Source organism: Kocuria sp. p3-SID1428 (assembly GCF_025149945.1).
GTDB lineage: Bacteria > Actinomycetota > Actinomycetes > Actinomycetales > Micrococcaceae > Kocuria.
Genome location: NZ_JALXVH010000004.1, coordinates 48,180 through 72,157 on the forward strand (window position 1 = coordinate 48,180; position 23,978 = coordinate 72,157).

22 protein-coding genes, 1 tRNA gene and 3 pseudogenes are annotated in these 23,978 nt (G+C 69.7%); 23 read left to right on the forward strand and 3 right to left on the reverse strand.

The window, feature by feature from the left end:
- Nucleotides 1-256 precede the first annotated feature (256 nt).
- Complete coding sequence (locus M3E84_RS01760; RefSeq protein WP_259894301.1) at nt 257-892, forward strand: alpha/beta hydrolase; 636 nt, start codon at nt 257-259, stop codon at nt 890-892.
- A 17-nt stretch (nt 893-909) separates the two neighbouring features.
- Here the strand turns inward: M3E84_RS01760 and M3E84_RS01765 are convergent, their stop codons facing one another.
- Nucleotides 910-1,146 (reverse strand): RNA-binding S4 domain-containing protein, encoded by a 237-nt coding sequence (locus tag M3E84_RS01765; RefSeq protein ID WP_006214996.1) that lies wholly within the window; start codon nt 1,144-1,146, stop codon nt 910-912.
- 61 nt (nt 1,147-1,207) lie between these two features.
- Between M3E84_RS01765 and M3E84_RS01770 the strand changes: the two genes are divergently transcribed.
- Nucleotides 1,208-2,257: a DMT family transporter gene (locus tag M3E84_RS01770; RefSeq protein ID WP_259894304.1), complete on the forward strand. Its 1,050-nt coding sequence runs from the start codon at nt 1,208-1,210 to the stop codon at nt 2,255-2,257.
- A 58-nt stretch (nt 2,258-2,315) separates the two neighbouring features.
- Here the strand turns inward: M3E84_RS01770 and M3E84_RS01775 are convergent, their stop codons facing one another.
- Nucleotides 2,316-2,930, reverse strand: a complete 615-nt coding sequence (locus M3E84_RS01775) for a hypothetical protein (RefSeq protein ID WP_259894306.1) — start codon at nt 2,928-2,930, stop codon at nt 2,316-2,318.
- Between the two features lie 114 nt (nt 2,931-3,044).
- On the opposite strand from M3E84_RS01775, the gene M3E84_RS01780 reads away from it, so the two are divergent.
- The 10 genes from M3E84_RS01780 to M3E84_RS01825 all read left to right on the forward strand — a co-directional run bounded on the left by M3E84_RS01780 (nt 3,045) and on the right by M3E84_RS01825 (nt 14,276).
- Nucleotides 3,045-3,218: a hypothetical protein gene (locus M3E84_RS01780; protein WP_259894308.1), complete on the forward strand. Its 174-nt coding sequence runs from the start codon at nt 3,045-3,047 to the stop codon at nt 3,216-3,218.
- A 193-nt stretch (nt 3,219-3,411) separates the two neighbouring features.
- Complete coding sequence (locus M3E84_RS01785; RefSeq protein ID WP_259894310.1) at nt 3,412-4,791, forward strand: glycine--tRNA ligase; 1,380 nt, start codon at nt 3,412-3,414, stop codon at nt 4,789-4,791.
- Nucleotides 4,792-4,803: 12 nt separating this feature from the next.
- Complete coding sequence (locus M3E84_RS01790; RefSeq protein WP_259894311.1) at nt 4,804-5,784, forward strand: N-acetyltransferase; 981 nt, start codon at nt 4,804-4,806, stop codon at nt 5,782-5,784.
- Nucleotides 5,785-6,154: 370 nt separating this feature from the next.
- Complete coding sequence (gene dusB, locus M3E84_RS01795) at nt 6,155-7,327, forward strand: tRNA dihydrouridine synthase DusB (RefSeq protein WP_396415536.1); 1,173 nt, start codon at nt 6,155-6,157, stop codon at nt 7,325-7,327.
- Nucleotides 7,328-7,415: 88 nt separating this feature from the next.
- Nucleotides 7,416-8,738 (forward strand): deoxyguanosinetriphosphate triphosphohydrolase, encoded by a 1,323-nt coding sequence (locus M3E84_RS01800; RefSeq protein ID WP_259894338.1) that lies wholly within the window; start codon nt 7,416-7,418, stop codon nt 8,736-8,738.
- Between the two features lie 154 nt (nt 8,739-8,892).
- Nucleotides 8,893-10,236 (forward strand): NupC/NupG family nucleoside CNT transporter, encoded by a 1,344-nt coding sequence (locus M3E84_RS01805; protein WP_259894313.1) that lies wholly within the window; start codon nt 8,893-8,895, stop codon nt 10,234-10,236.
- Between the two features lie 147 nt (nt 10,237-10,383).
- Nucleotides 10,384-10,647, forward strand: coding sequence for a hypothetical protein (locus M3E84_RS01810; RefSeq protein ID WP_259894314.1), 264 nt, complete (start codon nt 10,384-10,386; stop codon nt 10,645-10,647).
- A gap of 151 nt (nt 10,648-10,798) precedes the next feature.
- Nucleotides 10,799-12,142, forward strand: coding sequence for an aromatic acid/H+ symport family MFS transporter (locus tag M3E84_RS01815; protein ID WP_259894315.1), 1,344 nt, complete (start codon nt 10,799-10,801; stop codon nt 12,140-12,142).
- 22 nt (nt 12,143-12,164) lie between these two features.
- The gene (dnaG, locus tag M3E84_RS01820) at nt 12,165-14,126 is read left to right on the forward strand and encodes a DNA primase (protein WP_259894316.1); all 1,962 of its coding nucleotides are present in this window, start codon (nt 12,165-12,167) and stop codon (nt 14,124-14,126) included.
- Between the two features lie 77 nt (nt 14,127-14,203).
- Nucleotides 14,204-14,276, forward strand: a tRNA-Asn gene (locus tag M3E84_RS01825).
- Here the strand turns inward: M3E84_RS01825 and M3E84_RS12445 are convergent.
- Entirely contained in the window at nt 14,238-14,567 is a 330-nt protein-coding gene (locus tag M3E84_RS12445) for a helix-turn-helix transcriptional regulator (protein ID WP_144793986.1), read from the reverse strand. The genes M3E84_RS01825 and M3E84_RS12445 overlap by 39 nt on opposite strands.
- Nucleotides 14,568-14,676: 109 nt before the next feature.
- Here M3E84_RS12445 and M3E84_RS01830 point away from each other — a divergent pair, with 109 nt between their 5' ends.
- From M3E84_RS01830 to M3E84_RS01880, 11 genes and pseudogenes are all read left to right on the forward strand, one after another.
- Entirely contained in the window at nt 14,677-14,904 is a 228-nt protein-coding gene (locus M3E84_RS01830) for a helix-turn-helix transcriptional regulator (protein ID WP_053447679.1), read from the forward strand.
- Nucleotides 14,901-15,773, forward strand: coding sequence for a hypothetical protein (locus M3E84_RS01835; RefSeq protein WP_144999057.1), 873 nt, complete (start codon nt 14,901-14,903; stop codon nt 15,771-15,773). Before M3E84_RS01830 ends, M3E84_RS01835 begins: the two co-directional genes overlap by 4 nt.
- An 85-nt stretch (nt 15,774-15,858) precedes the next feature.
- Complete coding sequence (locus M3E84_RS01840; protein WP_186304522.1) at nt 15,859-16,815, forward strand: DUF2637 domain-containing protein; 957 nt, start codon at nt 15,859-15,861, stop codon at nt 16,813-16,815.
- Entirely contained in the window at nt 16,812-17,909 is a 1,098-nt protein-coding gene (locus M3E84_RS01845; protein WP_144793959.1) for a helix-turn-helix domain-containing protein, read from the forward strand. The genes M3E84_RS01840 and M3E84_RS01845 overlap by 4 nt, the downstream gene beginning before the upstream one ends.
- A gap of 75 nt (nt 17,910-17,984) precedes the next feature.
- On the forward strand, nt 17,985-18,782 hold the full coding sequence (locus M3E84_RS01850) for an RNA polymerase sigma factor (protein ID WP_259894317.1): 798 nt from the start codon (nt 17,985-17,987) through the stop codon (nt 18,780-18,782).
- Between the two features lie 78 nt (nt 18,783-18,860).
- Nucleotides 18,861-20,027: pseudogene (locus M3E84_RS01855) on the forward strand (IS3 family transposase).
- A 24-nt stretch (nt 20,028-20,051) separates the two neighbouring features.
- A pseudogene (locus M3E84_RS01860) lies at nt 20,052-20,891 on the forward strand (ATP-binding protein); the annotation flags it as partial.
- Between the two features lie 84 nt (nt 20,892-20,975).
- Nucleotides 20,976-21,314, forward strand: coding sequence for a heavy-metal-associated domain-containing protein (locus tag M3E84_RS01865; RefSeq protein WP_047691956.1), 339 nt, complete (start codon nt 20,976-20,978; stop codon nt 21,312-21,314).
- A gap of 100 nt (nt 21,315-21,414) precedes the next feature.
- A pseudogene (locus M3E84_RS01870) lies at nt 21,415-22,080 on the forward strand (DUF305 domain-containing protein).
- A gap of 79 nt (nt 22,081-22,159) precedes the next feature.
- A complete protein-coding gene (locus M3E84_RS01875) occupies nt 22,160-22,435 on the forward strand; it encodes an SHOCT domain-containing protein (protein WP_259894318.1) in 276 nt (91 codons plus the stop codon).
- The gene (locus M3E84_RS01880) at nt 22,432-23,916 is read left to right on the forward strand and encodes a multicopper oxidase family protein (RefSeq protein WP_259894319.1); all 1,485 of its coding nucleotides are present in this window, start codon (nt 22,432-22,434) and stop codon (nt 23,914-23,916) included. The genes M3E84_RS01875 and M3E84_RS01880 overlap by 4 nt, the downstream gene beginning before the upstream one ends.
- Nucleotides 23,917-23,978 lie beyond the last annotated feature (62 nt).

The following is a 23,978-nucleotide window of genomic DNA, read 5'->3' on the forward strand; positions in this document are numbered from 1 at the left end:
GCTGGTGCGGGACTACCGGCAGCGGTTCGACGCCGACCGGAGCCCGAGAGCGCTTCAGCTGCCCGGACGCCGGTGCGGAGTCACGAATGCGGGCCTTCGCGTGACGATGCTCAGCACAAGCGACTCCTCACGGGAGCCACCTCGTGCGCCCTCGACGAGGGGTCTCCTGCGCAGACCTTCGCCGCATGAAGGCCTGCGCAGGAGACCCTTCGCGGTGCGGACAGGCGAGCCGGCCTCGGATGCCATGATGGTCGGCATGAGCGAGAACCCCGTCGTGATGTGGAACCGTGATCCCGCCGATTTCCCGGAGGCGCCCTTGCTGGTGCTCTTCCACGGCTTCGGCTCGAACGAGCAGGACCTCATGGGCCTGGTGCCGCAGCTGCCGCAGGACTTCGTGGTGGCCTCAGTGCGCGCACCGCTGAGCCAGCCTCCGGGCTACAGCTGGTACCCGCTCTACGACGAGGAGGCCTTCGGCGCTGAGGCCATCCGCGCGGCGGTCGAGCCGCTCGTGGGATGGCTGCGCGAGCAGGCCCAGGGGCGACCGTCGACCACGCTGCTGGGCTTCTCCCAGGGCATGTCGATCGCCACCTCGCTGGTCCGTGCCATGCCGGGGGAGATCACCGCAGTGATCGGGCTGTCGGGCTTCGTGGTGCCGGAGCCGCTGGACATCTTCCGTGACGACGAGCTGAAGCGGGAGCCGTTCAAGCTGTTCTGGGGCCGGGACCCGCAGGACCCCATCGTCAACGACCAGCTGGTGGAGATGACCGCCGAGTGGCTCGTGGAGCACGCGGACACCATGAAGGTCCACTACCAGGGCATCGGCCACAGCGTGTCCCCGCAGGAGATCGGCCACGTCAACGAGTACCTGACCCGCATGGTGCTGGGTCGCTGAGCCGGGCCGGGGCCCGTTCAGCTCTGGGCGCGGATGACCAGCGAGGTTCCGTTGTAGGTGATGACGTCGCCGTCGTGCAGCTGGCGGCCTCGGCGGGTCTCGATGTCCTGATTGACCTGGACCATGCCCTCCTCCACAGCGGTGCGGGCCATGGCGCCGTCCTCGACCAGGCTGCCGAGCTTGAGGGCCTGGCCCAGGCGGATCATCTCGTCGCGGATGGGCAGCTCTTCGGGGGTGCTTGCGGTGTCGGTCATGGCTCCATTGTCTCTCACTGCCCACGGGGGCGGGGTCCGCGCCCGCGAGTATCCTGAGCCGGTGCCTTCCACAGATGCCGTGCAGCAGATTCCCGAGCAGTCCGCAGCCGTCGTGACGGCCCCCGCGCAGACCCACAGCCCCGTCACGGTGCTGATCGCCCAGATCGCCGCCGTGCTCGCCGGCGGTGCCATGGCCGTCCAGTCGCGCGTCAACGGCGAGCTGGGAGCCCGCACGGGGGATTCCGTGGCCGCGGGTCTCACCGGCTTCTCCGTGGGATTCGTGATCGTCCTGCTCGGGACTGCGCTCATCCCAGCCGGGCGCCGCGGCCTGATCACGGCCCTGGGCGCGTTCCGGGCCCGACGCCTGCCCGCGGTCTTCCTGCTCTCCGGGGTCTTCGGCGCTTTCCTGGTGGTGGTGCAGACCGTGACCACGCCGATGGTGGGCGTCTCCGTGTTCATCCTGGGCATGGTCGTCGGCCAATCGGTCGGCGGGCTCGGGGTGGACCGCGCGGGCATCGGCCCCGGCGGGATGAAGCCGCTGACCGGCTGGCGGCTGCTGGGCACCGGGATCATCGTGGTCTCCGTGCTGATCGCGCAGCTGCCGCACTTCGGCGACGACGGCGCCGAGGCCCGCAGCCCGGCCCTCATCCTGGCGATGGTGCTCCTGCCCGTGCTGGCCGGCCTGGGCTCCGCACTGCAGACGGCCTTCAACGGGCGGATCGGGGCGGAGGCCGGCACGCCGATCACCCCGACCGTGCTCAACTTCGCCGTCGGCGTGCTCTCGCTGATCATCGCCACGGTCATCCACCGGCTCACCGCCGACCTGCCGCCGTGGCACTTCCCGCCGCAGTGGTGGCTCTACCTGGGCGGGGTGTGCGGCGTCGTGTTCGTGGCCGCGGGGGCGGTGCTGTCGCGGATCATCGGGATCCTGCGCACCAGCCTGTCCCTGACCGCGGGGATGCTCACCGGAGCGCTGCTGCTGGATCTGCTCGTGCCCACGAGCGGCGCGGTGATCGCACCGCTGACGGTGCTGGGCACGGCGCTGACATTCGTGGGACTCGTCGTCGTGTCCCTGCCGTGGAAGCGGCGGGGCGCCGTCGTCCGGACATGACAGCAGCCGTCGCGCGGAGGAGCGCGACGGCTGCTGCAGAGCAACGGGCTCTACGTGCTCACTTGGCCGTGTGCCGCCCGTGGCCCGCGGCCACGGGCTCGTCTGAGGAGTAGTCGATCGACGTATCGCGGACCGGGACGGCCGAGCCGCCGGAGCGGCGCACGGCACCGCGCTCCCAGGCCAGCCCGATCCCGATCAGCACGAGCCCGATCGCCAGCCATCCGGAGAGCACGAGCCACTGCATAGTGGTGTCGGCCTCCGGGAAGTAGGAGATGTCGCGGATCAGCGTGGAGATCGCCCCGGGCGGCGGGTACTGCCCGATCTCGATGCCGCCGGCGAGTCCGCCCATGACCATGGGGAAGGCCAGCACGCCCAGGCCCGCACCGTTGGGGTCGTTCTCGCTGAAGGGGATCAGGTCCGTCTGGGTCACGAGCATGCCCGTCTGCTCACCCAGCTGCTCGCCCACTCGCTGGAGGATCTGGCCGGTGGCGGCATTGTTGGCCGAGGCGGAGATGACCTCGGCAGGCCGGCCGATCACGATGGCGTCGTAGACGTCGCGCTGCTCGATGGCCTCGACGGCGGCGTCACGGTCCTCGCCGGTCGTGATGTCGAACAGATCCGGCTGGGCGTCCTCGAGCTGGTCCTGGACCATCTCGACGGCCGCTCGGAGCACCAGACGCGCCTGCTGCGCGTCCGTGCGCAGTTCATCCCGCTGATCGAGCAGCTGATCATTCGCGCCCAGCGCGAGGGTCGGATCCGTGCAGATTTCAGCTCCGCGGATCTTCCGATGTTCTTCACGACGCTCGGTGCGGTGCAGCAGCGCGCCGGCTCGGTGGATTCGCAACTCGTGCATCGCTACGCGGAGCTGCTGCTGGAGGCGATCGCCCTTGCCGAGGCGACCTCGCAGCACCCGCCGCTGAGCGAGGCGCAGCTGATGATGGTGCTCGGTCAGCGGGGCTGACCGGCGCCAGAGGACAGCGGCCGGACACGCGGAGCCGGCACACCGCCTCCGGCCCCGCGACCAGCGAGTCGCGGGCCGTCGTCGTCGTTGACTACCCTGGCGGTCGGTGCCTTTGCGCACCCCAGGACCTCGTACGGAAACCCCACGCCAGGCCGCAGCCAGCGGTCGCGGCAGATACCGGAGTGTGCATCTCATGGCCCCCAAGTCCACGCTGGACAACGTCATCTCGCTGTGCAAGCGACGCGGCTTCGTGTTCCAGGCGGGTGAGATCTACGGCGGCTCGCGCTCGGCCTGGGACTACGGCCCCCTGGGCGCGGAGCTCAAGGAGAACATCAAGCGCGAGTGGTGGCAGTCCTTCGTGCGTGGGCGCCAGGACATGGTGGGCTTGGACTCCTCGATCATCCTGCCCTCGGCCGTGTGGGAGGCTTCCGGGCACGTCGCCACGTTCACGGATCCGCTGGTGGAGTGCACCTCGTGCCACACCCGCCACCGCCAGGATCACCTGGAGGAGGCCTTCGAGGAGAAGAAGGGCCGCGCGCCCGAGTCCATGGCGGAGATCAACTGCCCCAACTGCGGCACCAAGGGCGAGTGGACGGACCCGCAGCAGTTCTCGGGCCTGATGAAGACCTACCTGGGCCCGGTGGACGATGAGAAGGGCAAGCACTACCTGCGCCCGGAGACCGCCCAGGGCATCTTCGTGAACTTCCTCAACGTGGTGACCGCGGCCCGTCAGCGTCCGCCGTTCGGCATCGGCCAGATCGGCAAGGCCTTCCGCAACGAGATCACCCCGGGCAACTTCATCTTCCGCACGCGCGAGTTCGAGCAGATGGAGATCGAGTACTTCGTGCACCCGGAGGAGGCCAAGGGCTCCTTCGACACCTGGGTGGATGACTGCGAGCGCTGGTTCACGGATCTGGGCGTGAACCCGCAGAACCTTCGCCGCTTCGACGTCCCGGACGGCGAGCGCGCTCACTACTCGGACGCCACGATCGACCTGGAGTACCGCTTCGGCTTCCAGGGCTCGGAGTGGGGCGAGCTGATGGGCGTGGCCAACCGCACGGACTTCGATCTGAGCAACCACACCGAAGCCTCGGGCACCAAGATGCAGTACTTCGACCAGGCCTCCGGGGAGCGCTACACCCCGTACGTGATCGAGCCGTCCTTCGGCCTCACGCGCTCCATGATGGCGTTCCTGGTGGACTCCTACCGCGAGGAGGAGGCCCCCAACACCAAGGGCGGCACGGATGTGCGCACCGTGCTCGGGCTGGACCCGCGCCTGGCCCCGGTCAAGGCTGCGGTCCTGCCGCTGTCCAAGAAGGACGACCTCAAGGGCGTGGCCGGGGACCTGGCCGCCGAGCTGCGGCGCCGCTGGAACATCGACTACGACGACGCCGGGGCCATCGGCCGCCGCTACCGCCGCCAGGACGAGATCGGCACGCCGTACTGCGTGACGGTGGACTTCGACACCCTCGAGGACCAGGCCGTGACCATCCGCGAGCGCGACGAGATGACCCAGGAGCGCGTCTCCCTGGACCGGGTCAGCGCGTACCTGGCCGACAAGCTGGGCTGCTGAGCGGAGGATCGCATGAGTGTTCAACTGCGCACCTGGGAGCAGGGCGATGACCTCGCCCTGCTCGAGGTCCTGCCTGCGCCCGAGTCCGATCCCGTCGTCGCCCTGCGGGCCCTCATGGGCCCGGACACCGACGAGCCCGCGTTCTCGCGCACGGTCGTGGCCGTCGACGACGGCGTGGTGATCGGCGGCGGCGCGGTGCAGCTGCACCCCATGCACCCCGAGCGTCTGTGGGCCTTCGCTGAGGTGGCCACGGCCAACCGCGGCGAGGGCACGGGCCGGCTGATCGTGGATCGCCTGCGGGAGATCGCCGCCGAGGCCTTCCCGGGCAAGCCCCTGCGCACCAAGGCCGCGCCCGAGACCTCGGGGGCAGGCTTCGCCGCGCATGCGGGCATGGTGCCGGTCATGACGCACCGTCATGTGGTGATCGCTCCCGGCGCCCTGCCGCCGCAGCCGATCGGCGAGGGGGACTCCGCGACCGAGGCGATCGAGGATCTGGCCACGGGCTCAGTCGAGCTCACCAGGGCGGTGGGGGAGTTCTACCGCTCCGTCAACGCCTGGGACGCCCCGGCCGAGCTGTCACTGGGGCAGGTGAACCAGCAGTTCCTCTCGGAGACCTCGCAGGCCTACGGGGCGATCGTGCTGCGCCGCGGCATCGACCGCGGGGCGGGTCGCACCGGGAGCATCGGGGCCTTCGCGATCAGCTACCGCTCGCTCGAGCTGGATCAGGAGCGCTCGCAGGCCGACGCCGAGCGGCTCGAGGAGCTCGACGAACTGCCCACCGACGTCCTGGTGGGCTGGGACCCGTCGCTGTCCGACGAGGACGCGGCGATCGCGGTCGCCAAGCTGCTCGGCCTGCTCGTGGCCCGCTACCCGGTGCGCGTGGAGGTCACCGACGCCATGCGCCCGCTGGCGATCGTGTGCGCCCAGCTCGTCGCGGACGGGGTGGCCAAGGTCGTGGACGAGTCCGTGACCTACGCCGATCCCGCCGAGTGAGCCTCGCCGTCTGATCCCGCACCTTCTGGGCTGACGACAGCGGCCGGTGCCTCCCCTTCTCGGGCGCCGGCTGCGAACTGGACGGAGTGTGCGTCACGGCATTCTCCTGTCGACGGGGAGGAGCGGCCTCGGGGCGCTCCTCCGGTTCAGTGCCCCGGTTCTAAGCAACAGGTTTGCTCATGTGAACTCCGGAGTCGGGGTGAGGGAGCCGCTGAGGAGCCCGGAATGTGCCGGAGATCGCCCGAACGCGGCGGCAGTCCTGTGGGAAGATGCCCCGATGACCACAACCGCCGAGCCCCGCCAGGAGACCGCCCTCGCGCAGCAAGCGCAGGGGCCGTCGTCGTACCGTCAGCCGTTCGGCCCGGGAACGATCGAGACCACGCTGGCCGACGAGGCCGTGACCCTGGACCTGCCGCCGCTGCGGCTGGGCGGGCTGACGATCGATGTCCCCGTGGTGCTCGCGCCCATGGCCGGGGTGACGAACAAGGCCTTCCGCGCCCTGTGCCGCGCCCACGGCGGGGGGCTGTACGTGACCGAGATGGTCACGGCCCGCGCCCTCGTGGAGCGCCGCGAGAAGTCCCTGCAGATCGTCCACCACGACCCGCACGAGACCCCGCGCTCGGTGCAGATCTACGGCGTGGACGCGGTGAATGTGGGCAAGGCCGTGCGGATGGTGGTCGAGGAGGACATCGCCGACCACATCGACCTGAACTTCGGCTGCCCCGTGCCCAAGGTGACCAAGCGCGGCGGGGGATCGGCGCTGCCGTGGAAGACGGATCTCTTCGAGGCGATCCTCTCCGCCGCGGTGCGCGAGGCTCAGGGGCTGCCCGTCACGATCAAGACCCGCAAGGGCATCGACGACGACCACCTCACCTACCTCGAGGCGGGTCGGATGGCCCGCGACCTCGGCATCGCCGGGATGACCCTGCACGGGCGCACCCTGGAGCAGCACTACTCCGGCCAGGCCGACTGGTCGTCGATCGCCCGGCTGCGCGAGGCGATCCCGGACATGCCGATCCTGGGCAACGGCGATATCTGGTCCGCCGAGGACGCGGTGCGCATGGTCAACGAGACGGGCGTGGACGGCGTGGTCATCGGGCGCGGCTGCCAGGGACGGCCCTGGCTGTTCGGCGATCTGCAGGCCGCGTTCGACGGCAGCCGGGAGCGTGCCCGCCCCGGGCTGCGCGCTGTGGCCGCCACCATCTACCGCCACGCCCAGCTGCTGGTCGAGCAGGACGGCGACGAGCTGCAGGGCCTGCGCGAGATCCGCAAGCACGTGGCCTGGTACTTCAAGGGCTACCCCGTCGGCGGAGATCTGCGCGCGCGGCTGTCCCTGGTCGAGACGCTGGATCAGCTCGAGGAGCTGCTCTCGTCCATGGACCTGGACCAGCCGTACCCGGGGGCTGCTGTCGAGGGCCCGCGCGGGCGCGCGGGCAATCCCAAGAAGGCCGCGCTGCCGGACCGCTGGCTCGAGGACCGGCAGATCCACGACGACCAGCGATTGGGCCTGGTCGACGCCGAGCTCGACGTCTCCGGCGGCTGAGGCGCCCCCGAGCGGGCACAATGGCCTGGTGATAAATGAGCCGAGCCACGAGAACCAGCAGGAGCTCCCGCTCGAGGGCGTGGCGGAGATGCTCGCCGCCGTCGACCGCACCCGCGAGGCCGAGCAGGGCTACAGCGCCCGCGACATCGAACGGTGGGTGCGCGAGGATCATCACAACAAGTACCGCTCGCACTTCGAGCGCGATCGCGCCCGCGTGCTGCACTCCTCGGCCCTGCGCCGCCTGGCCGCCAAGACCCAGGTGGTCGACCCCGGGGCCGACGACTTCGCGCGCAACCGCCTGACGCATTCGCTCGAGGTCGCCCAGATCGGCCGGGAGATCGGACGTCTGATGGGCTGCAACCCGGACGTCGTCGACGCCGCCTGTTTGTCCCACGACCTCGGCCACCCGCCGTTCGGGCACAACGGGGAGACGGAGCTCAACGCGCTCGCCGGGGACATCGGCGGCTTCGAGGGCAATGCGCAGACCCTGCGGCTGCTCGTGCGGCTGGAGCCCAAGGTCATCGCCCAGGACGGCAGCCCCGCCGGGCTGAACCTCACCCGCGCCGCGCTGGACGCCACGTGCAAGTACCCGTGGCGGGCCTCGGAGGCGCCCCAGCAGGCGGACGGGACGCGCTCGCGGAAGTTCGGCGTCTACGAGGACGACCTGCCGGTCTTCAAGTGGATGCGCGAGGGCGCCCCGGCGCGCACCAAGTGCCTCGAGGCCCAGGTCATGGACCTGGCCGATGACATCTCCTACTCGGTGCACGACGTCGAGGACGCCGTCGCCGCAGGAGCCGTGCGGCTGTCCCGGCTGAAGGATCCCGCTCAGCGCGAGCGCGTGTTCGACAAGACCCGCGAGTGGTACCTCCCCGGTGCGGAGGACGCCGAGCTGGACGAGGCGCTGACCCGTCTGGAGAACGCCCCGGAATGGGCCTCCGAGATGCGGGGATCGCGCCAGGACCTGGCTCGGCTCAAGGACATGACCTCCCAGCTGATCGGGCGCTTCGCCACCTCGGCCGTGGCCGCCACGCGTCGGGTCACGGGCTCGGATCCGCTGACCCGCTACGACGCCTCCCTGGTGGTCCCGCAGGAGACCGACGTAGAGATCGCCGTGCTCAAGGGCATCGCCGTGACCTACGTGATGACCGAGCGCGACTCCCAGGTGGTCTACGACCGCCAGCGCGAGACGCTGCGCCTGCTGGTCGAGGCCATGATGGACTCGGACGGCCGCTACCTGGCCCCGGAGTTCCGCGGTGACTGGCACGGTCTCGGCGACGGCCCCGGTGCCGAGGCTCTGCGTCTGCGCATCGTGATCGATCAGGTGGCCTCGCTGACCGACACCTCGGCAGTGCGGCTGCACCATCGCCTCCAGGGCACCGACCGTCGCCTGGGGGACACCCCGCTGTGGTGAGCGCGCCGTCGTGACCGCCGTTCCGGCGACGAGCCGAACTGCCAGGTTCTCCTCAGCCTGCGCCCAGCTCCCTTAGACTTCCCTTGCGTAGGCACCATCGCATCGCCGACAGGCATCCACGACACGCGCAGGACGCGGGAACAGGCAGCACACCGTGATCGGAATCCTCTGGGGCATCGGAGGCATGGCAGGGATCCTGCTCATCGCCTTCCTCCTCTCCTCCAACCGGCGGGCGATCAGGATCCGCACCGTCGCCGCGGCCCTGGGCCTGCAGGTCGTGTTCGGCATCGCCGTCCTCTACTGGCCGTTCGGCCAGCGGGTCCTCGAGATCGTCTCGAGCGGGGTCCAGGAGGTCATCGGCTCGGCGAACGCCGGCATCGACTTCGTGTTCGGCGGTCTCGTGCCGGAGGACGGTGTGGTCTTCGCGCTGCAGGTCCTGCCGGTCATCATTTTCTTCGCCTCGCTGACCGCGGTGCTCTACCACTGGGGCATCCTGCAGTTCGTCGTGAACTGGCTGGGCCGCGGCATCGGCTGGCTGCTGGGCACCCGGCGCGCCGAGTCCGTCAACACGGCGGCCAACATCTTCGTGGGCCAGACCGAGGCCCCGCTGGTCATCCGCCCCTACATCCCCGGGCTCACGCGCTCCGGGCTGTTCGCCGTCATGGTGGGCGGGCTGACCACCGTCGCCGGCTCCGTGCTGGTCGGCTACTCCCTGCTGGGCGCCCCGCTCGAGTACCTGATCGCCGCTTCCTTCATGGCCGCCCCGGGCGCGCTGCTCATGGCGAAGATCCTGGAGCCGGAGACCGTCTCGGACGAGGAGGCCGACCGCCTGGAGAAGGTCGGTGCCGCCAAGCTGGCCGCCGAGAACAGCGATGTCCCCGTCGTCGCCGCGACCGACGACGCCGCAGCCGATGCCCCGTGGGCCGATGGCGAGCAGGCGGAGGAGGCCGTCGTCGTCGAGGATCCGGGAGACGCTCTCAAGCACCGCAACGTGATCGACGCCGCCGCGGCCGGCGCCAGCGACGGCCTGCGCCTGGCGCTGACCGTGGGCGCCATGCTGCTGGCGTTCATCGCGCTGATCGCCCTGGTCAACCTGATCATCGGCACGGTCGGCGGCTGGTTCGGCGCCCCGGATCTGACCTTCGAGCAGATCCTGGGCTGGGTCTTCGCCCCGATCATGACCATGATCGGCGTGCCGTGGAACGAGGCCGTGGCCTCCGGCAGCTTCGTGGGCCAGAAGGTCGTGGTCAACGAGTTCGTGGCCTTCGCCGACTTCGGCCCGCAGATCGAGAGCTTCAGCCCCAAGACGGCTGCCATCACCACCTTCGCCCTCACCGGCTTCGCCAACCTCAGCTCGCTGGGCATCCTGCTGGGCGGTCTGGGCGGACTGGCCCCGGAGCGCCGCCCGGAGATCGCCGAGCTCGGCATCCGCGCCATCCTGGCCGCCACCCTGGCCAACCTGATGTCTGCGACCATCGTCGGCATGATGCTCGCCTGAGCCTCTGACCCGCACGTCACGCGGCCCGTCGGGGCACCTCATTAGGATGGTGTACCGACGGGCCGCCTCTCATCTGCCGGACCGGTCCTCATGCCCTGACCAGCACCGGGCCCCCGACCGCACCCACCCTCCAAGGAGCGCCAGACCATGGCATCGGCACAGCAGTCCCCGAACGGCCGCGTCCCCGCCGGGGTCGACTCACCGAAGGCCCAGGAGGCCTCGCGCGCTCCCGGGATGATCGTCTCCGCCGTCGTCCTGCTGATCGCCGCGCTGTCGATCGTGCTGCCGCATCTGATCGAGGCGGCCGGGTGGATGCGCACGTTGGGACTGGTCCTCGGGCTGATCCTCATCGGCGTGGGCACCGTGGTCTTCGTCCAGGAGCTGCGCCGCCAGTCGATCGTGCGGCGCTGAAGACGGCCCTCCGGCGGCAGCGTCTGTCGGCACGCCGTCATCCCGTTGAACGGAATCGGCCTTCGAGCGGCGAGTGACGCGGATTACAGTGAACCGGCCCGCGTCCCGTGGGTCCGACCCCCGAATCGCCCTGCGCGAAGGAGACACGCCCGTGCCCGCTGAGACCCCCGTGAACCAGGTCCTGCGCGGCCGCGCCTGGGTGGCGCCGCTGTGCTGGATCGCCGTGCTGCTCGACGGCTTCGACGCCGTCGTCCTGGGCGCGGTCATGCCCTCCATGATCGAGGACCCGGACTTCGGGCTCTCGGCCGCCTCCGGCACGGCCGTGGCGACCGCCGGACTGTTCGGCATGATGGTCGGCGCTCTCGGGATGGGCTGGGCCACGGACCGCTTCGGCCGCCGTCGGATGCTGATCGGCGCGGTGACGATCTTCTCCCTGCTGACCCTGGCCATGGCCTTCACCGACTCGATCGCCGTGTTCGGGATCCTGCGCTTCCTGGCCGGCGTGGGCCTGGGCGGCTGCCTGCCCACCGCGATCTCCATGGTCACGGAGTTCTCCTCCGCCCGTCGCACAGGCAATGCGACCACCACCGTCATGACCGGCTACCACGTCGGAGCGGTGCTCACCGCGGCGCTGGCGATCTGGATCGTCACGCAGCTGTCCTGGCACGCCATGTTCATCGCCGGCGCCCTGCCGGCCGTGATCCTGGTGCCGCTGATGCTGCGCTTCCTGCCCGAGTCCCCGGAGTTCCTGCTCTCGCAGGGACGCCGCGACGAGGCCCGGGCAGTCGCCGAGCACTACGGCATCGACTTCGCCACGCGGCTGGAGCGCCAGGAGGCCCTCACCAGGGCCGGATCGGATACCCAGAAGGAGAAGGTCGGGGCCGGCCTGCTGCTGTCCGGTCCGTACCGCCGCAACACCGTGATCCTGTGGATCGCCTCCTTCATGGGCCTGCTGCTGGTCTACGGTCTGAACACCTGGCTGCCGCAGATCATGCGCGCCGCCGACTACGACCTCGGCAATGCCCTGGGCTTCCTGCTGATCCTCAACGTGGGCGCGATCGTCGGGCTGTTCATCGCCGGGCGGGCAGCGGACCGGTTCACCCCTCGGATCGCGGGCATCGTGTGGTTCCTGGGGGCCGCCGTCATGCTCTCGGCGCTGGTGATCCGCCTGCCGCTGGGCGGGATCTACGTCATGGTCTTCCTCACCGGCTGCTTCGTGTTCTCCGCGCAGGTGCTGGTCTACGCCTTCACCGCCTCCAACTACCCTGCGCAGGTCCGGGCCACCGCGCTGGGCATGTCGGCCGGCACGGGGCGCCTGGGTGCGATCTCCGGACCGCTGGTGGGCGGCACCCTGCTCTCCGCCGGGCTGGCCCACCCGTGGGGCTTCTTCGCCTTCGCCCTGGCCGCGCTGCTGGGCGGCGGTGCGCTGTCGGCCGCCCGCACCCTCGACCCGGAGGCTCCTGCCAGCCCGGTCCCCGGGGGCCCGGGCGATTGACCGACGGCCGTAGAATGGCCCAGTGGCCGGACTGATCAAGCGCGAGGACATCGACGAAGTGCGCTCGCGGACGGACATCCGCGAGATCGTCGAGGGCTACGTCACGCTCAAGTCGGCCGGCATCGGCTCCTACAAGGGCCTGTGCCCCTTCCACGACGAGCGCACCCCGTCCTTCCACGTCCGCCCGCAGTACGGCACCTATCACTGCTTCGGCTGCGACGAGTCCGGCGACGTCATCGCCTTCATCCAGGCCATGGAGCACACCACGTTCGCGGAGACCGTCGAGCGGCTGGCCGCCCGGATCGGCTACGAGCTGCACTACGAGCAGGGCAGCGGGCCGGACAAGGCCATGGTGGGGCGTCGGCAGCGTCTGCTCGATGCCCACAAGGTCGCCGCCGAGTACTTCCAGGCCCAGCTGCGCACCGCCGGAGCACGAGCCGCCCACACCTACTTGGGCGATCGCGGCTTCTCCCCGCAGGACGCCGCCGACTACGGCGTGGGCTATGCGCCCAAGGGCTGGACCAGGCTGCTGGATCACCTGCGCCAGCGCGGCTACACCGACGACGAGCTCGAGGGCACCGGCATGTTCTCCTCCGGGCGCAGCGGGCTGATCGATCGCTTCCGGGGTCGGCTGATCTTCCCCATCCGGGGGATCGGCGGGGAGGTCATCGGCTTCGGGGCCCGCAAGCTCTTCGACGACGACAACGGCCCCAAGTACCTCAACACCCCCGAGACCCAGCTCTACAAGAAGTCCACCGTGCTCTACGGGATCGACAAGGCCAAGCGCCAGATCGCCAAGCAGCGCCAGGTGGTCGTGGTCGAGGGGTACACGGACGTGATGGCCATGCACCTGGCAGGGGTCCCCACCGCCGTGGCGACCTGCGGCACTGCCGTCGGTGCTGAGCACATCAAGGTCGTGCGCCGTTTCCTCTCGGATGACGGCTCCGGCGGCGAGGTCGTGTTCACCTTCGACGGCGACGAGGCTGGGCAGAAGGCCGCTCTGCGCGCCTTCGAGGAGGATCAGCGCTTCATGGCCCAGACCTTCGTGGCGGTGGAGCCGAACGGCATGGATCCGTGCGAGCTGCGCCTGGCTCGCGGGGACGCCGCTGTGCGCTCGCTGCTGAGCGCCAAGCGGCCGCTGTTCGAGTTCGCCATCCGCGCGGCCATGAAGCGCTACGACTTGGAATCGCTGGAGGGCCGGGTCCAGGCCATGCGAGCGACCGCTCCGATCGTCGGGCGCATCCGTGACACCACGCTGCGCCCGGCCTATGCCCGCCAGCTGGCCGGGTGGCTGGGGCTCGAGGTCCCGGACGTCGTGCAGGCCGTCGAGGCCTCCGCCCGCGCCGACGCCCGCGGTGAGAGCGGCGGTCAGGGGCGCGGCGCGGGGCAGCAGCGCACGTTCGACCGCCCGGTCGACGGCTCCGATCAGCAGTCGCGCAGTCCCCAGGGCGGCCCAGGGGCTCCCGACGACGACGCCGCCCATCCTCCGCGCATCGAGTGGCCGGATCCCCGCGATCCGCTGCTGCGCACGGAGAAGGAGGCGCTTGAGGTCGTCGTGCAGGTCCCGCATCTGCTGGGGGAGGCCGAGTGGCAGCAGTTCACCGAGGCCGAATGCGCGCATCCCGTGCACACCGCGGTGCATCGCGGGGTGGTCCAGGTGCTCGCCGGTATCGGCGCGGATCAGCAGATCACCCCGGGGCGAGGCTGGATCGAGGCCCTGCGCGCTGCGCTGCCGCAGGAGCTGCACGGCTATCTGGCTGGACTGTCCATGCGGGCGCTGCCCGCCTCGGACGAACAGCAGCTCGAGCGCTACGCCACCGGGGTGATCAACCACCTGTTCGACCGCCAGATCAACCGGCGCCAGGCGGATCTGCGCGCCGAGCTGCAGCGGACGTCGTCGGTCCAGGAGCCGGAGCGCTTCCGCGAGATCAGCCGCAGCCTGCTCGATCTGGAGGCCCGCCGTCGCCAGCTGCGTCCGGCCTGAGCCGAGCCCCGGACGGGTTTTGCGCGGGGGCAGTGCACAAGGTAGGGTGTCTGTCTGTTGCACGGCGACGTGCACCTTCCCCCGTAGCTCAATTGGCAGAGCATTCGACTGTTAATCGAAGGGTTGCTGGTTCGAGTCCAGCCGGGGGAGCCCTCCAGCCCCCGTGGTGACCAAGTCACCACGGGGGCTTTTGCGTGCCTGCGCAAGATCGGGGCCGAGCAATTCCAAAAGGGAGATGTCGAGCCAGTCTGCGATCTCCATCAATTCCGTGATCGAGAACGGGCGCTCTCCACGCATGCGTCGGGATGCTGCACTTCTTGCCAGCCCTAGGCGGGTCGCCATCTGCGACTGACTTACGTCGCGTCGACCGAGCCAGGCGCGGACCTCGTTTCCGACGAGGACGGCACGGGGATCCAGGGGTTCTGTGGTCTCACTTGTCATGGACCCACTGTACCCACAGCAGGGCAGAAAGTCCGAAAAATGGTCCTGTGTCCCGCTGAAAGGGACACTCTTGTTGACATAGTGTCCCGCTCAGCGGGACACTGTCCCCATGACGAAGCAAAAGCGACTCGCCCTGGCCATCCGCTCTCGGATGGCCTTCTGCGAGATGACACAGGCCCAGCTGGCGGCGCGGATCGAGATGGGGCGGACCTCACTTTCTGCGCGACTCAACGGAGATCGGGAGTTCTCGTACTCGGAACTTGAGTCAGTGGCTCAGGCGCTGGATCTGAGCCTGCGGGATCTGCTGCCGGCAGACGAGAAGGAGGCGCAGCGATGAGCACGACGACGATGACGACGAACCCGCAGCCACTGAACGAGACGGATGCGCGCGAGCTGACGAACCAGATCGCAGAAGGACTGGCTGATGTCCACGCGCTGATCGTGCAGGCCTGGGAGGGCCGCGTGTGGGAGCCGCTGGGCTTCGAGACCTGGGACGCCTGGATCGATGCGAACTTCCGCGGACTCCAGCTGCGTCCGCCGCGTGAGCAGCGCGACGAGGTCATTCAGTCCATGCGCGAAGCCGGCATGAGCATGCGGGCGATCTCACAGGCCACGGATCTGTCGTACAGCACGGTGCAGCGTGTCGCGCCGGCAGGTGACCCAAATGGGTCACCTGAGGAGTCCTCGAACGTCGTGGGTCTGGATGGCAAGTCCTACAAGAAGCCCAAGAAGTCGGTTCCGACGGCGGAAGACGCTGCCGAGTTCGCCGACGTCTCCCTGGACGGGCTCGGGATCTCCATGGTTGATCCCGCAAACCTGCCTGGAGCGGATGTCGATCAGGTGCTCTCTGGCGACGTCCTGGACCCGGAGCCGGTCTCCGGCCAGGAGTCGGAGCCGGCGGAGTCTGCTTGGTGGGAGGAGCCGCGACAGGCGCTGCTCGAGGCGGAGTCCCGCTGCGCAGCACTGCTGAGGCAGCGCAAGGCGGAGCCGCGCCTGACTGAGGATCCGCAAGACCCGGGGCCGACGCAGCTGACGATGGCTGCGGCGCGGACCGTACTGGCTGCTGGCGGAGTCATCGTCGATCTGGGTGTCACCGACCTGGATGGCGAGTCGCAGGAAGCACTGCGCCGTGTCCTGGGGACCGTGATCGAGTCCCTGGACGGTGTCATCGGGGATCTGGATGAGGCTGATGATGACCAGGCCTGAGCGCACAGAAAACGATGCGCGCCCGGGGGCATCCGGACGCGCATCTCATCAGCAGAAAACCCGAGATTCAGAAGGATCAACGCTGGTGAGCGACACGGTAGCACCGACCCCGCCCCGCACGTCTCGAATCGACCCGGACACCCGGGGCGTCCAGTGGATCGTCGTGGGTCTGGTCGGGCTGCTGGGGCTGACTAGCTTCGCGGTGAGCTTCCGGGCGCTGCATGACGTGGCGGCATGGGCGGGCATCGGCCCGGGCCTGCAATGGGCCGTGCCGGTCTTCATCGACGGCGCGATCCTCACCTATGCGCTGGCGGTGCTGGTGCATCGGTCACGTGGTGAATCCGTGTGGCCGTCGTGGACCTCCTTGGCGGTGTTCACTGCGATGTCGGTGGCTGCGAACGCGGCGCACGCTGTGGCTGTGCCGCAGCAGGTGTGGTGGCAGACCTGGGTCGGTGCGTCCCTGGCTGCGCTGGCCCCGCTGGGGGTCTTCGCGGCGACCGAGCAAATGGCCCGTCTGGTGGTGCTGCGCCCGCAGGACCGGCAGGCCCCGGTGGAGCCTGTGGAGGCGCCTGAAGACTCGCTGTCCGTCCCAGTGGCCTCGCCTGAGCCGTCGCCGCAGGTGGGACAGGCAGCACCCGTACAGGCCCCAGTGGAGGCTGCGGGGCCGACCCTGGGACCGGAGGCCCCTGCTGAGGTGCCGGCACCTGAGCCTGCCCCCGAACCGGAGCCGGAAGCCCCCGTCGAGCCTGAGGCTCCTGCCGAGGTGCCGGCACCTGAGACGGAGCCGGAAGCCCCTGCCGAGGAGCCTGCAATCAAGACCGCGCCGGTGGCACAGGTGCGCCCCGAGCGTGCGGCTGAGGAACCTGAAGGTCCGTCGGAGGATGACTTCACTGAGTGGGTGCTCGGGCGTCGTCGTGCCGGTGAGCCCGTCACGGGGTCGACTGCGGGCAGCTTCCTGGGCGTGTCTGAGCGCACGGGGCGCAACCGGATCAAGGAGCTGCGTGCGGCGCGGCCTGAGCTGTTCGAGGAGGACGCAGCATGAGCATCAGGGCGATCTCGTGGGCGTGGACGCAGCAGGTGAAGTCTTCGCAGAAGCTGGTGCTGATGGCCCTTGCGGACAGCGCTGACGACTTCGGGGAGGCCCGGGTCTCGCAGTCCTTCCTGGCATGGAAGACCGAGTACAGCGAGCGGTTCGTGCGCAAGGCCATCACGGAGTTGGAAGAAGCCGGTCTCATGACGCGGGTGCGCACGACTCGGCGCGACGGAACGCGCGGCGTGGATGGTCTCGTGCTGCACCTGGAGAAGGCCAGCTCCAAGGCCGCCTGGGGCGGTCTCAGCGAGGTGCGCCGGCAGCTGCGAGAGCAGGTGTCGCAGCGCGGTCTGCCTGCCGGTGAGGACTTCGGCCCGGATCTCGTGGCCGAGCAACCGGAAGGTATCGCGCCCAGTCAGAGCCACCGGAACAACGTGCCGGTGGACGAAGCGCCGCCTGTGGATAACTCCGTTTCGCCTAGTGGGAACCACCGGAACAACGTGCCGGTAGAGGGGTCCTACCGGAACACTGTTCCGGTCCTACCGGAACGACGTGCCGGTAGTGACCCTCGCGGACTCTCTACTACGCGCGCGCCCGTCTTTTATCCATCATCATCATCCGTGCCCGAGGACGGGCCTGTGGATGATGATCGACCGATGACGATGATCGAGGATCATCCTCAGCAGCCGACTCCGGCTAGCCGTCCGAGCCAGCACCGAGGCGTGAACGTCGCTCGGTTGCGGATGGAGCACGGGGCCGCCGTCGGGTCGTGGCCGGAAGCTGTCTGGGTCGCGGTGGTGGATCTCGTGCTCAGCCGGGCTCGCGGGGCGGTGAGCCGACCGCAGGCTTTCGTCAGCCGAGCGATTGAGAACGATCACGGCGTGATGATCGAAGCTGCCGAGGCCGTCGGACAGCTCGAGGACGTCTTCCGCGCCACGGCGCAGCCTGGCCCCGGGCAAGTGGCTCAGCCGGTCGTCCCGGCAGCTCGAGCAGCCGTGTCGACGCGTCGGGTGTCGTGCCCGGTCCACCACACGGATCACCTGGAATCTCACGAGTGTGGCGGTTGCCGAGCCGACCGGCTGGCACAACGGTCCGAGGAGGGCTGAACGATGGCAGGACTGGACAACCCGCAGCAGACCGCTGGTCGGCTGGTGGCAAGCTCGCCGGAGGCGTGGCAGGCCGTGCTGGAGACGATGGAGGCTGTTTCCCCGGTGATTCGCTCAGTGCTGGGGCCGGCTGGATTCGGCTCCGAGGCCGAGGACATCGAGCAGGAAACGATCATCTCGGCGGTCAAGGGCATCGGTCGCTGGAGCGCAACGGAAGGGCCGCTCGTGGCCTGGGTGACGATGATCGGCAAGCGTCGAGCCATCGACTTCATCCGCCGTCAGAAGCACATGAGCCGCACGGCGGTGGTCTTCGCCGGGCAGGGCGGAGACGAGGACGACGCTCAGGTGATCGACGTGGCCGAGGCCTCGTTCGAGGAGCAGTTTCTGGACCGGGAGGAGGCCTGGGCGACTGTGGAGTCCGTGCTGGGGCAGGTGCAGCTGCTGCTGCGCAATCGCGAGACCGTCGCTCGGGCCCTGGTGGTTCTGGTGCGCTGCGACGGCGACGTAGCGGAGGCCTCGCGGTTGATGGGCCTGCCGGAGCCGATGCTGCGTGAAGCGCGCCGGGAGACCGTGCGCATGGCCCTGGTTGTGCGCAATGCGCTGCGGCTGCACGACGGTGGTGGGAAGGTCGGAATGACCGAGCTGTGGGCCTGCCTGCCTGACGGGGTCGGGTCGTGGACACGGGTTGTCGCGGTCGAGGTCGCGAAGGCCGGCGGGGTCGAGCGCGTGCGTGCCTCGGTCGTGGCGAAGACTTGGGGCTGGAGCGAGTCGACGGCTCGGCAGCGGATCGCGGACACGCTGTGGCTGCTGTCCGTGGCGCGGACGCTCGGCGAAGGCGGGCGAATCATCCCGCAGCAGAAGGTGGCTTGCTGATCCGGACCAGGGACTGCCGCACGGATAGGTGACATCTGATCTGGCTTGCCCGTTGGGCGGCCTGGAAGGATGTGCATCATGCCCGCTGCCTACCCCCAGGAGTTCCGCGAAGACGTCGTGCGAGTGGCCCGGTCCCGCGAGGACGGCGTCACTCTCGCGCAGATCGCGAAGGACTTCGGCGTCCACGAGATGACGCTGCACAAATGGATCCGCCAAGCCGATATCGACGACGGCAACCGCCCCGGCAAGAGCCGGGAAGATTCCACCGAGCTGCGCGATGCGCGCAAGCAGATCCGGCTGCTCGAGCAGGAGAACGAGGTCCTCCGCCGTGCCGCGGCCTACCTGTCCTAGGCGAACCTGCCGGGAAAAGGTTCTACCCGCTCGTGAGTGAGCTCGCCGCTGACGGCATCCCCGTCGCGGTGTCCCTGCGGGTCCTGAAGCTCTCCCGCCAGCCCTACTACCGCTGGCGCCACCAGCAGGTCACCCAGGCTGAGTTGACTGAGGCATACCGGTCCAACGCGTTACTGGACGCCCACGTCGACGACCCCGAGTACGGGTACCGGTTCCTGGTCGGCGAAGCCGCCGAGGTCGGCGAAGTGATGTGCGAGCGGACGGCATGGAGCATCTGCCGGGACAACCAGTGGTGGTCCGTGTTCGGGAAGAATCGCGGCAAGAACGGAAAGCGTCCCGGGCCGCTGGTCCACGACGATCTCGTGAAGCGGGACTTCTCCGCCGATGACGTCAACGAACTGTGGCTGACCGACATCACAGAGCACTGGACCGACGAGGGAAAGCTCTACCTCTGCGCCATCAAGGACGTGTTCTCAGCCCGGATCGTCGGCTACTCGATCAGCGACCGTATGAAGGCACGACTGGCGGTGAACGCCCTGGACAACGCCGCTTCCCGCCGCGGTCACGTCGCTGGCTGCATCGTGCATTCGGACCGAGGATCCCAGTTCCGGTCACGCAAATTCGTGCAGACGTTGAACCGTCATCACCTCATCGGGTCGATGGGGAAAGTCGGTGCCGCTGGGGGACAACGCCGCGATGGAGTCCTTCTTCGCCCTGCTGCAGAAGAACGTCCTGGACCGGAAGCGGTGGCGGACCCGCGACGAGCTCCGGATCGCGATCGTTACCTGGATCGAACGCAAGTATCACCGCCGCCGTCGACAGGCCCGTCTGGGTCGATTGACCCCCATCGAATACGAGACCATCATGAACCCCGCCGTGGACCTCGCGGCCTGAAACCCCAACTGTCACCTGTTCGTGCGGCAGTCCCAAGGCATGTCCCGCGGCCGCTACGACACCCGGGTACCGGCCCTGGGTGCCGGAGCGGAGGTGGACGGGGTGGCCACCGCGTTCAACACCATGGCGGCTCGTCTGCAAAGTACCGAAGGCACCCGCCGGCGGATGCTCTCGGACCTGGCCCATGAGATGCGCACCCCGATCTCGGTGCTCACCGTGTACTGCGAAGGCCTCCAGGACGGGGTCATCCACTGGGACGAAACCACCAGCGAGATCATGACCGACCAGCTGGGACGCCTCACCCGGCTGGTCGAGGACATCACCGATGTCTCCCGCGCCGAGGAGGGGCGCATCGACCTGGACCGCGCAGAACAGCCCGTGCTCGAACTGCTGCACACCGCCGCCGAGGCCCACAGGGAGTCCTACGCGGCCAAGGGCGTGGCCCTCGACGTGGACGTCGACGATGAGACCGGGGTCCTGGAGGTGGACCGGCAGCGGATGGGGCAGGTGCTGGGCAATCTGCTCACCAACGCCCTGCGCCACACCCCAGCGGGTGGGACGGTCACCGTCAGTGCCACCCATCAGATGTCCGGCCAAGTGGTCCTCTGCATCAGCGACACCGGTGAGGGCATCAGTGCCGAGCAACTGCCTCAGGTGTTCGAGCGCTTCTGGCGCGGGGACACCGCCCGGGACCGAGACCACGGCGGCTCGGGGATCGGGCTGGCCATCTCCAAAGCACTGGTCGAAGCCCACGGCGGCACCCTGACCGCCGCCTCCCCCGGCCCCAGACACGGCGCGGTGTTCACCATCCAGTTGCCGACCCCCCAACTGGCCGATCTGCCTCCCGCTCGGGAGGCTCACTGACATCCTTGCACTATACCCCCCCAGGGTATATACCTGAGAGGCGAGGGGCGTTCCCCGTTCCCTCACGATCCGAAGGAGCCCACCATGACCAGCTCGCCCCGCCACCCCCTGCCGATGGCCGCCACCGGTTGCGCCTGCTGCGCTCCCACCTCTGTCCCCGAGGAAGCGGGGACTGCCGTCGAGGCGCAGTCGCCGTCCTCGGACGGCACCGCCACGACCTACCAGGTGGAGGGCATGACCTGCGGCCACTGCGCCGGCCGGGTCACCGAGGCCCTCACGGCGTTGGAGGGGGTCCTTGACGTGCAGATCGACCTCGTAGCCGGCGAGGCTTCGGCCGTTACCGTGACCAGCACCACCCCTGTCGCAGAGGAATCCGTGCGCGCCGCAGTGGCGCGTGCAGGATATGCGGTCACCTCTTCCTGAGCGTGCCGGGACCGGATCCCCCACGGCCCGACCCGGCTCCCGGTCTCCAGGCCCTGCCTGGGGCCACCACCACCCGACTACCCCACGTAAGGACATCCCCATGAACCGAGCCTCTTCCCTCACCGCCGTGGCCCTCGCCTCTGCCCTGGCCCTGGCCGGCTGAGGCACCGGAGGCGGAGAGAACACTGACGCGGCCTCCGAGACCACCAGCTCCACAGCTGCCGCCACCGGGGCCGGCAGCGCCTCGAGCACCCCGTCGGGCGCTACCTCAGGGGAACCGATCGCTGAAGAGCACAACGACGACGACGTGATGTTCGCGCAGATGATGATCCCGCACCACGAGCAGGCCGTGGACATGAGCGAGATCCTGCTGGCCAAGGACGACGTCCCCGCCGATGTCCGGGCCTTCGCCCAGAAGGTCGTCGATGCCCAGGGCCCGGAGATCGAGCGCATGAACCAGATGCTGCGGACCTGGGAAGCGCCGATGCCCGGCGAGGACTCCACGTCCATGGGCCACGGGGCCGGCGGGATGATGAGCGAGGAGGACATGGGCATGCTCAACGATGCGCAGGGGACGGACGCGGCCCGGCTGTACCTGGAGCAGATGACCGTCCACCACGAGGGCGCGGTCGAGATGGCCCGGGACCAGGTCGAGCAGGGGCAGAACCCCCAGGCCGTCGAGCTCGCCCGCCAGGTGGTCGAGGACCAGGAGGCGGAGATCACCGAGATGGAGCAGATGCTCCAGGAGCTGCCGGACGGTTCCTGACCGCCCCGGTGACCGGCGTCGCCGCCCACGGGCGGCGCTCTGCAGGAAGCAACGAACCGATCGATGAAGGAGGACCGCGATGATGTGGGGCGACGGCATGGGAGGAGGCATGGGCTGGATGTGGATCTTCTGGCTCCTGCTGATCCTGGGCACGGTGGTGCTGATCTTCGTGCTCGTGAAGGCGTTCACCGGGAACTCGGGCGGCGGGACCCGGCAGGGCGGGAGCGCCCCGCCACCGACGGGTGCCGGCCCGCGCCGGTCCCGGGAGATCCTCGAGGAGCGCTACGCGCGCGGGGAGATCAGCACCGAGGAGTACCGCGAGCGGCTGCGGACCCTGGACGAGGACGACCGGTGAGCCCGCTGACGCGCCGGCAGCTGCTGGCCCTGGGCGCGGCCGGGGCCGGCGCCGCGGCCGCGGGCGGGGCCGGGCTGTGGTGGACCGGCGGCGGCCAGGCCCTCGGCGGCGGCCGGGAGCTGGTGCAGCCCGAGGTGCTGTCCAGCCGCGACGGGGCCCTGGACCTGGCCCTGGAGGCAGCCCCCGCCCGGGTGCGGATCGGGGCGCGCACCGCGCACGTGCAGGCGTTCAACGGCTCCCTGCCCGGGCCCATCCTGCGGGTCCGCCCCGGCGACACGCTCCGGGTGGCGATGACCAACGGCCTGGACGACCCGACGAACCTGCACGTGCACGGCCTGCACGTCTCCCCGCAGGACGACGGGGACAACCCCTTCGTGAGCATCGCCCCCGGGGAGACCTTCGACTACGAGTACGTCCTGCCGGGCGACCACCCGCCGGGCACCTACTGGTACCACCCGCACCACCACGGCCACGTGGCCGACCAGCTCGCCGCCGGGCTCTACGGGGCCATCGTCGTCGAGGACCCCGACCCCGTCCCGGTGGCCCGGGAGCGGGTCCTGGTCGTCTCCGACATCACCCTGGACGCCTCCGGGAACCTCGCCGAGGCCTCCCCGCCGCAGCAGATGATGGGCCGGGAGGGCGAGACCGTGCTGGTCAATGGTCAGGTCCGTCCCGAGGCCACCGCCGCACCCGGGGAGCGGGAGCTGTGGCGGGTCGTCAACGCCTGCCCATCCCGGTACCTGCGCCTGACCCTCGACGGCCAGACCCTGCGGCTGTCCGGCCGCGACCTCGGCCGGCTGCCCGAGCCGGTCGAGCTCACCGAGGTGACCCTGGCGCCGGGCAACCGGGTGGAGCTGCTGGTGGACACCCGTGAGGGCACCTCCACCCTGGTGGCCGCCCCGGTGGACCGCGGCAGCATGGACGGGGTGATGGGCGGGGCCATGCCCGGGGACGGCCCCGGCAACGACGAGCCGATCGAGCTGCTCACCCTCGAGGTCGCCGGGGACCGGGCCGGGGACGCCGGGCCCGTGCCCGCCGGCCCGTCCCTGCGGGATCTGCGCGAGGAGCCGGTCGAGGCCCGGCGCACCCTGGACTTCGCCATGGGCATGGGAGGGATGGGCGGGATGATGGGCAGCATGCGCGGGCCCGGGCAGATGATGTCCTTCACGATCGACGGGCAGCAGTTCGACGCCGAGCGCACCGACCAGCGGGTCCGGGTGGGCACCGTGGAGGAGTGGACCCTGGTCAACTCCAGCCCCATGGACCACCCGATGCACCTGCACGTGTGGCCGATGCAGGTCGTGTCCGAGGCAGGCCGCGACGTCCCCGGACCGCGGTGGCAGGACGTGGTCAACATCCCCGCCTTCGGGGAGGTCACGGTCCGGGTGGCCTTCGAGGACTTCGGCGGCCGCACCGTCTACCACTGCCACATCCTCGACCACGAGGACCTCGGCATGATGGGCACCGTGGCGGCCCGCTGAGCACCGTGGGCTCGGCCCACCGACCCTGTCCGAACCACCCCACCGCCGGGGGCGTTCGCCGC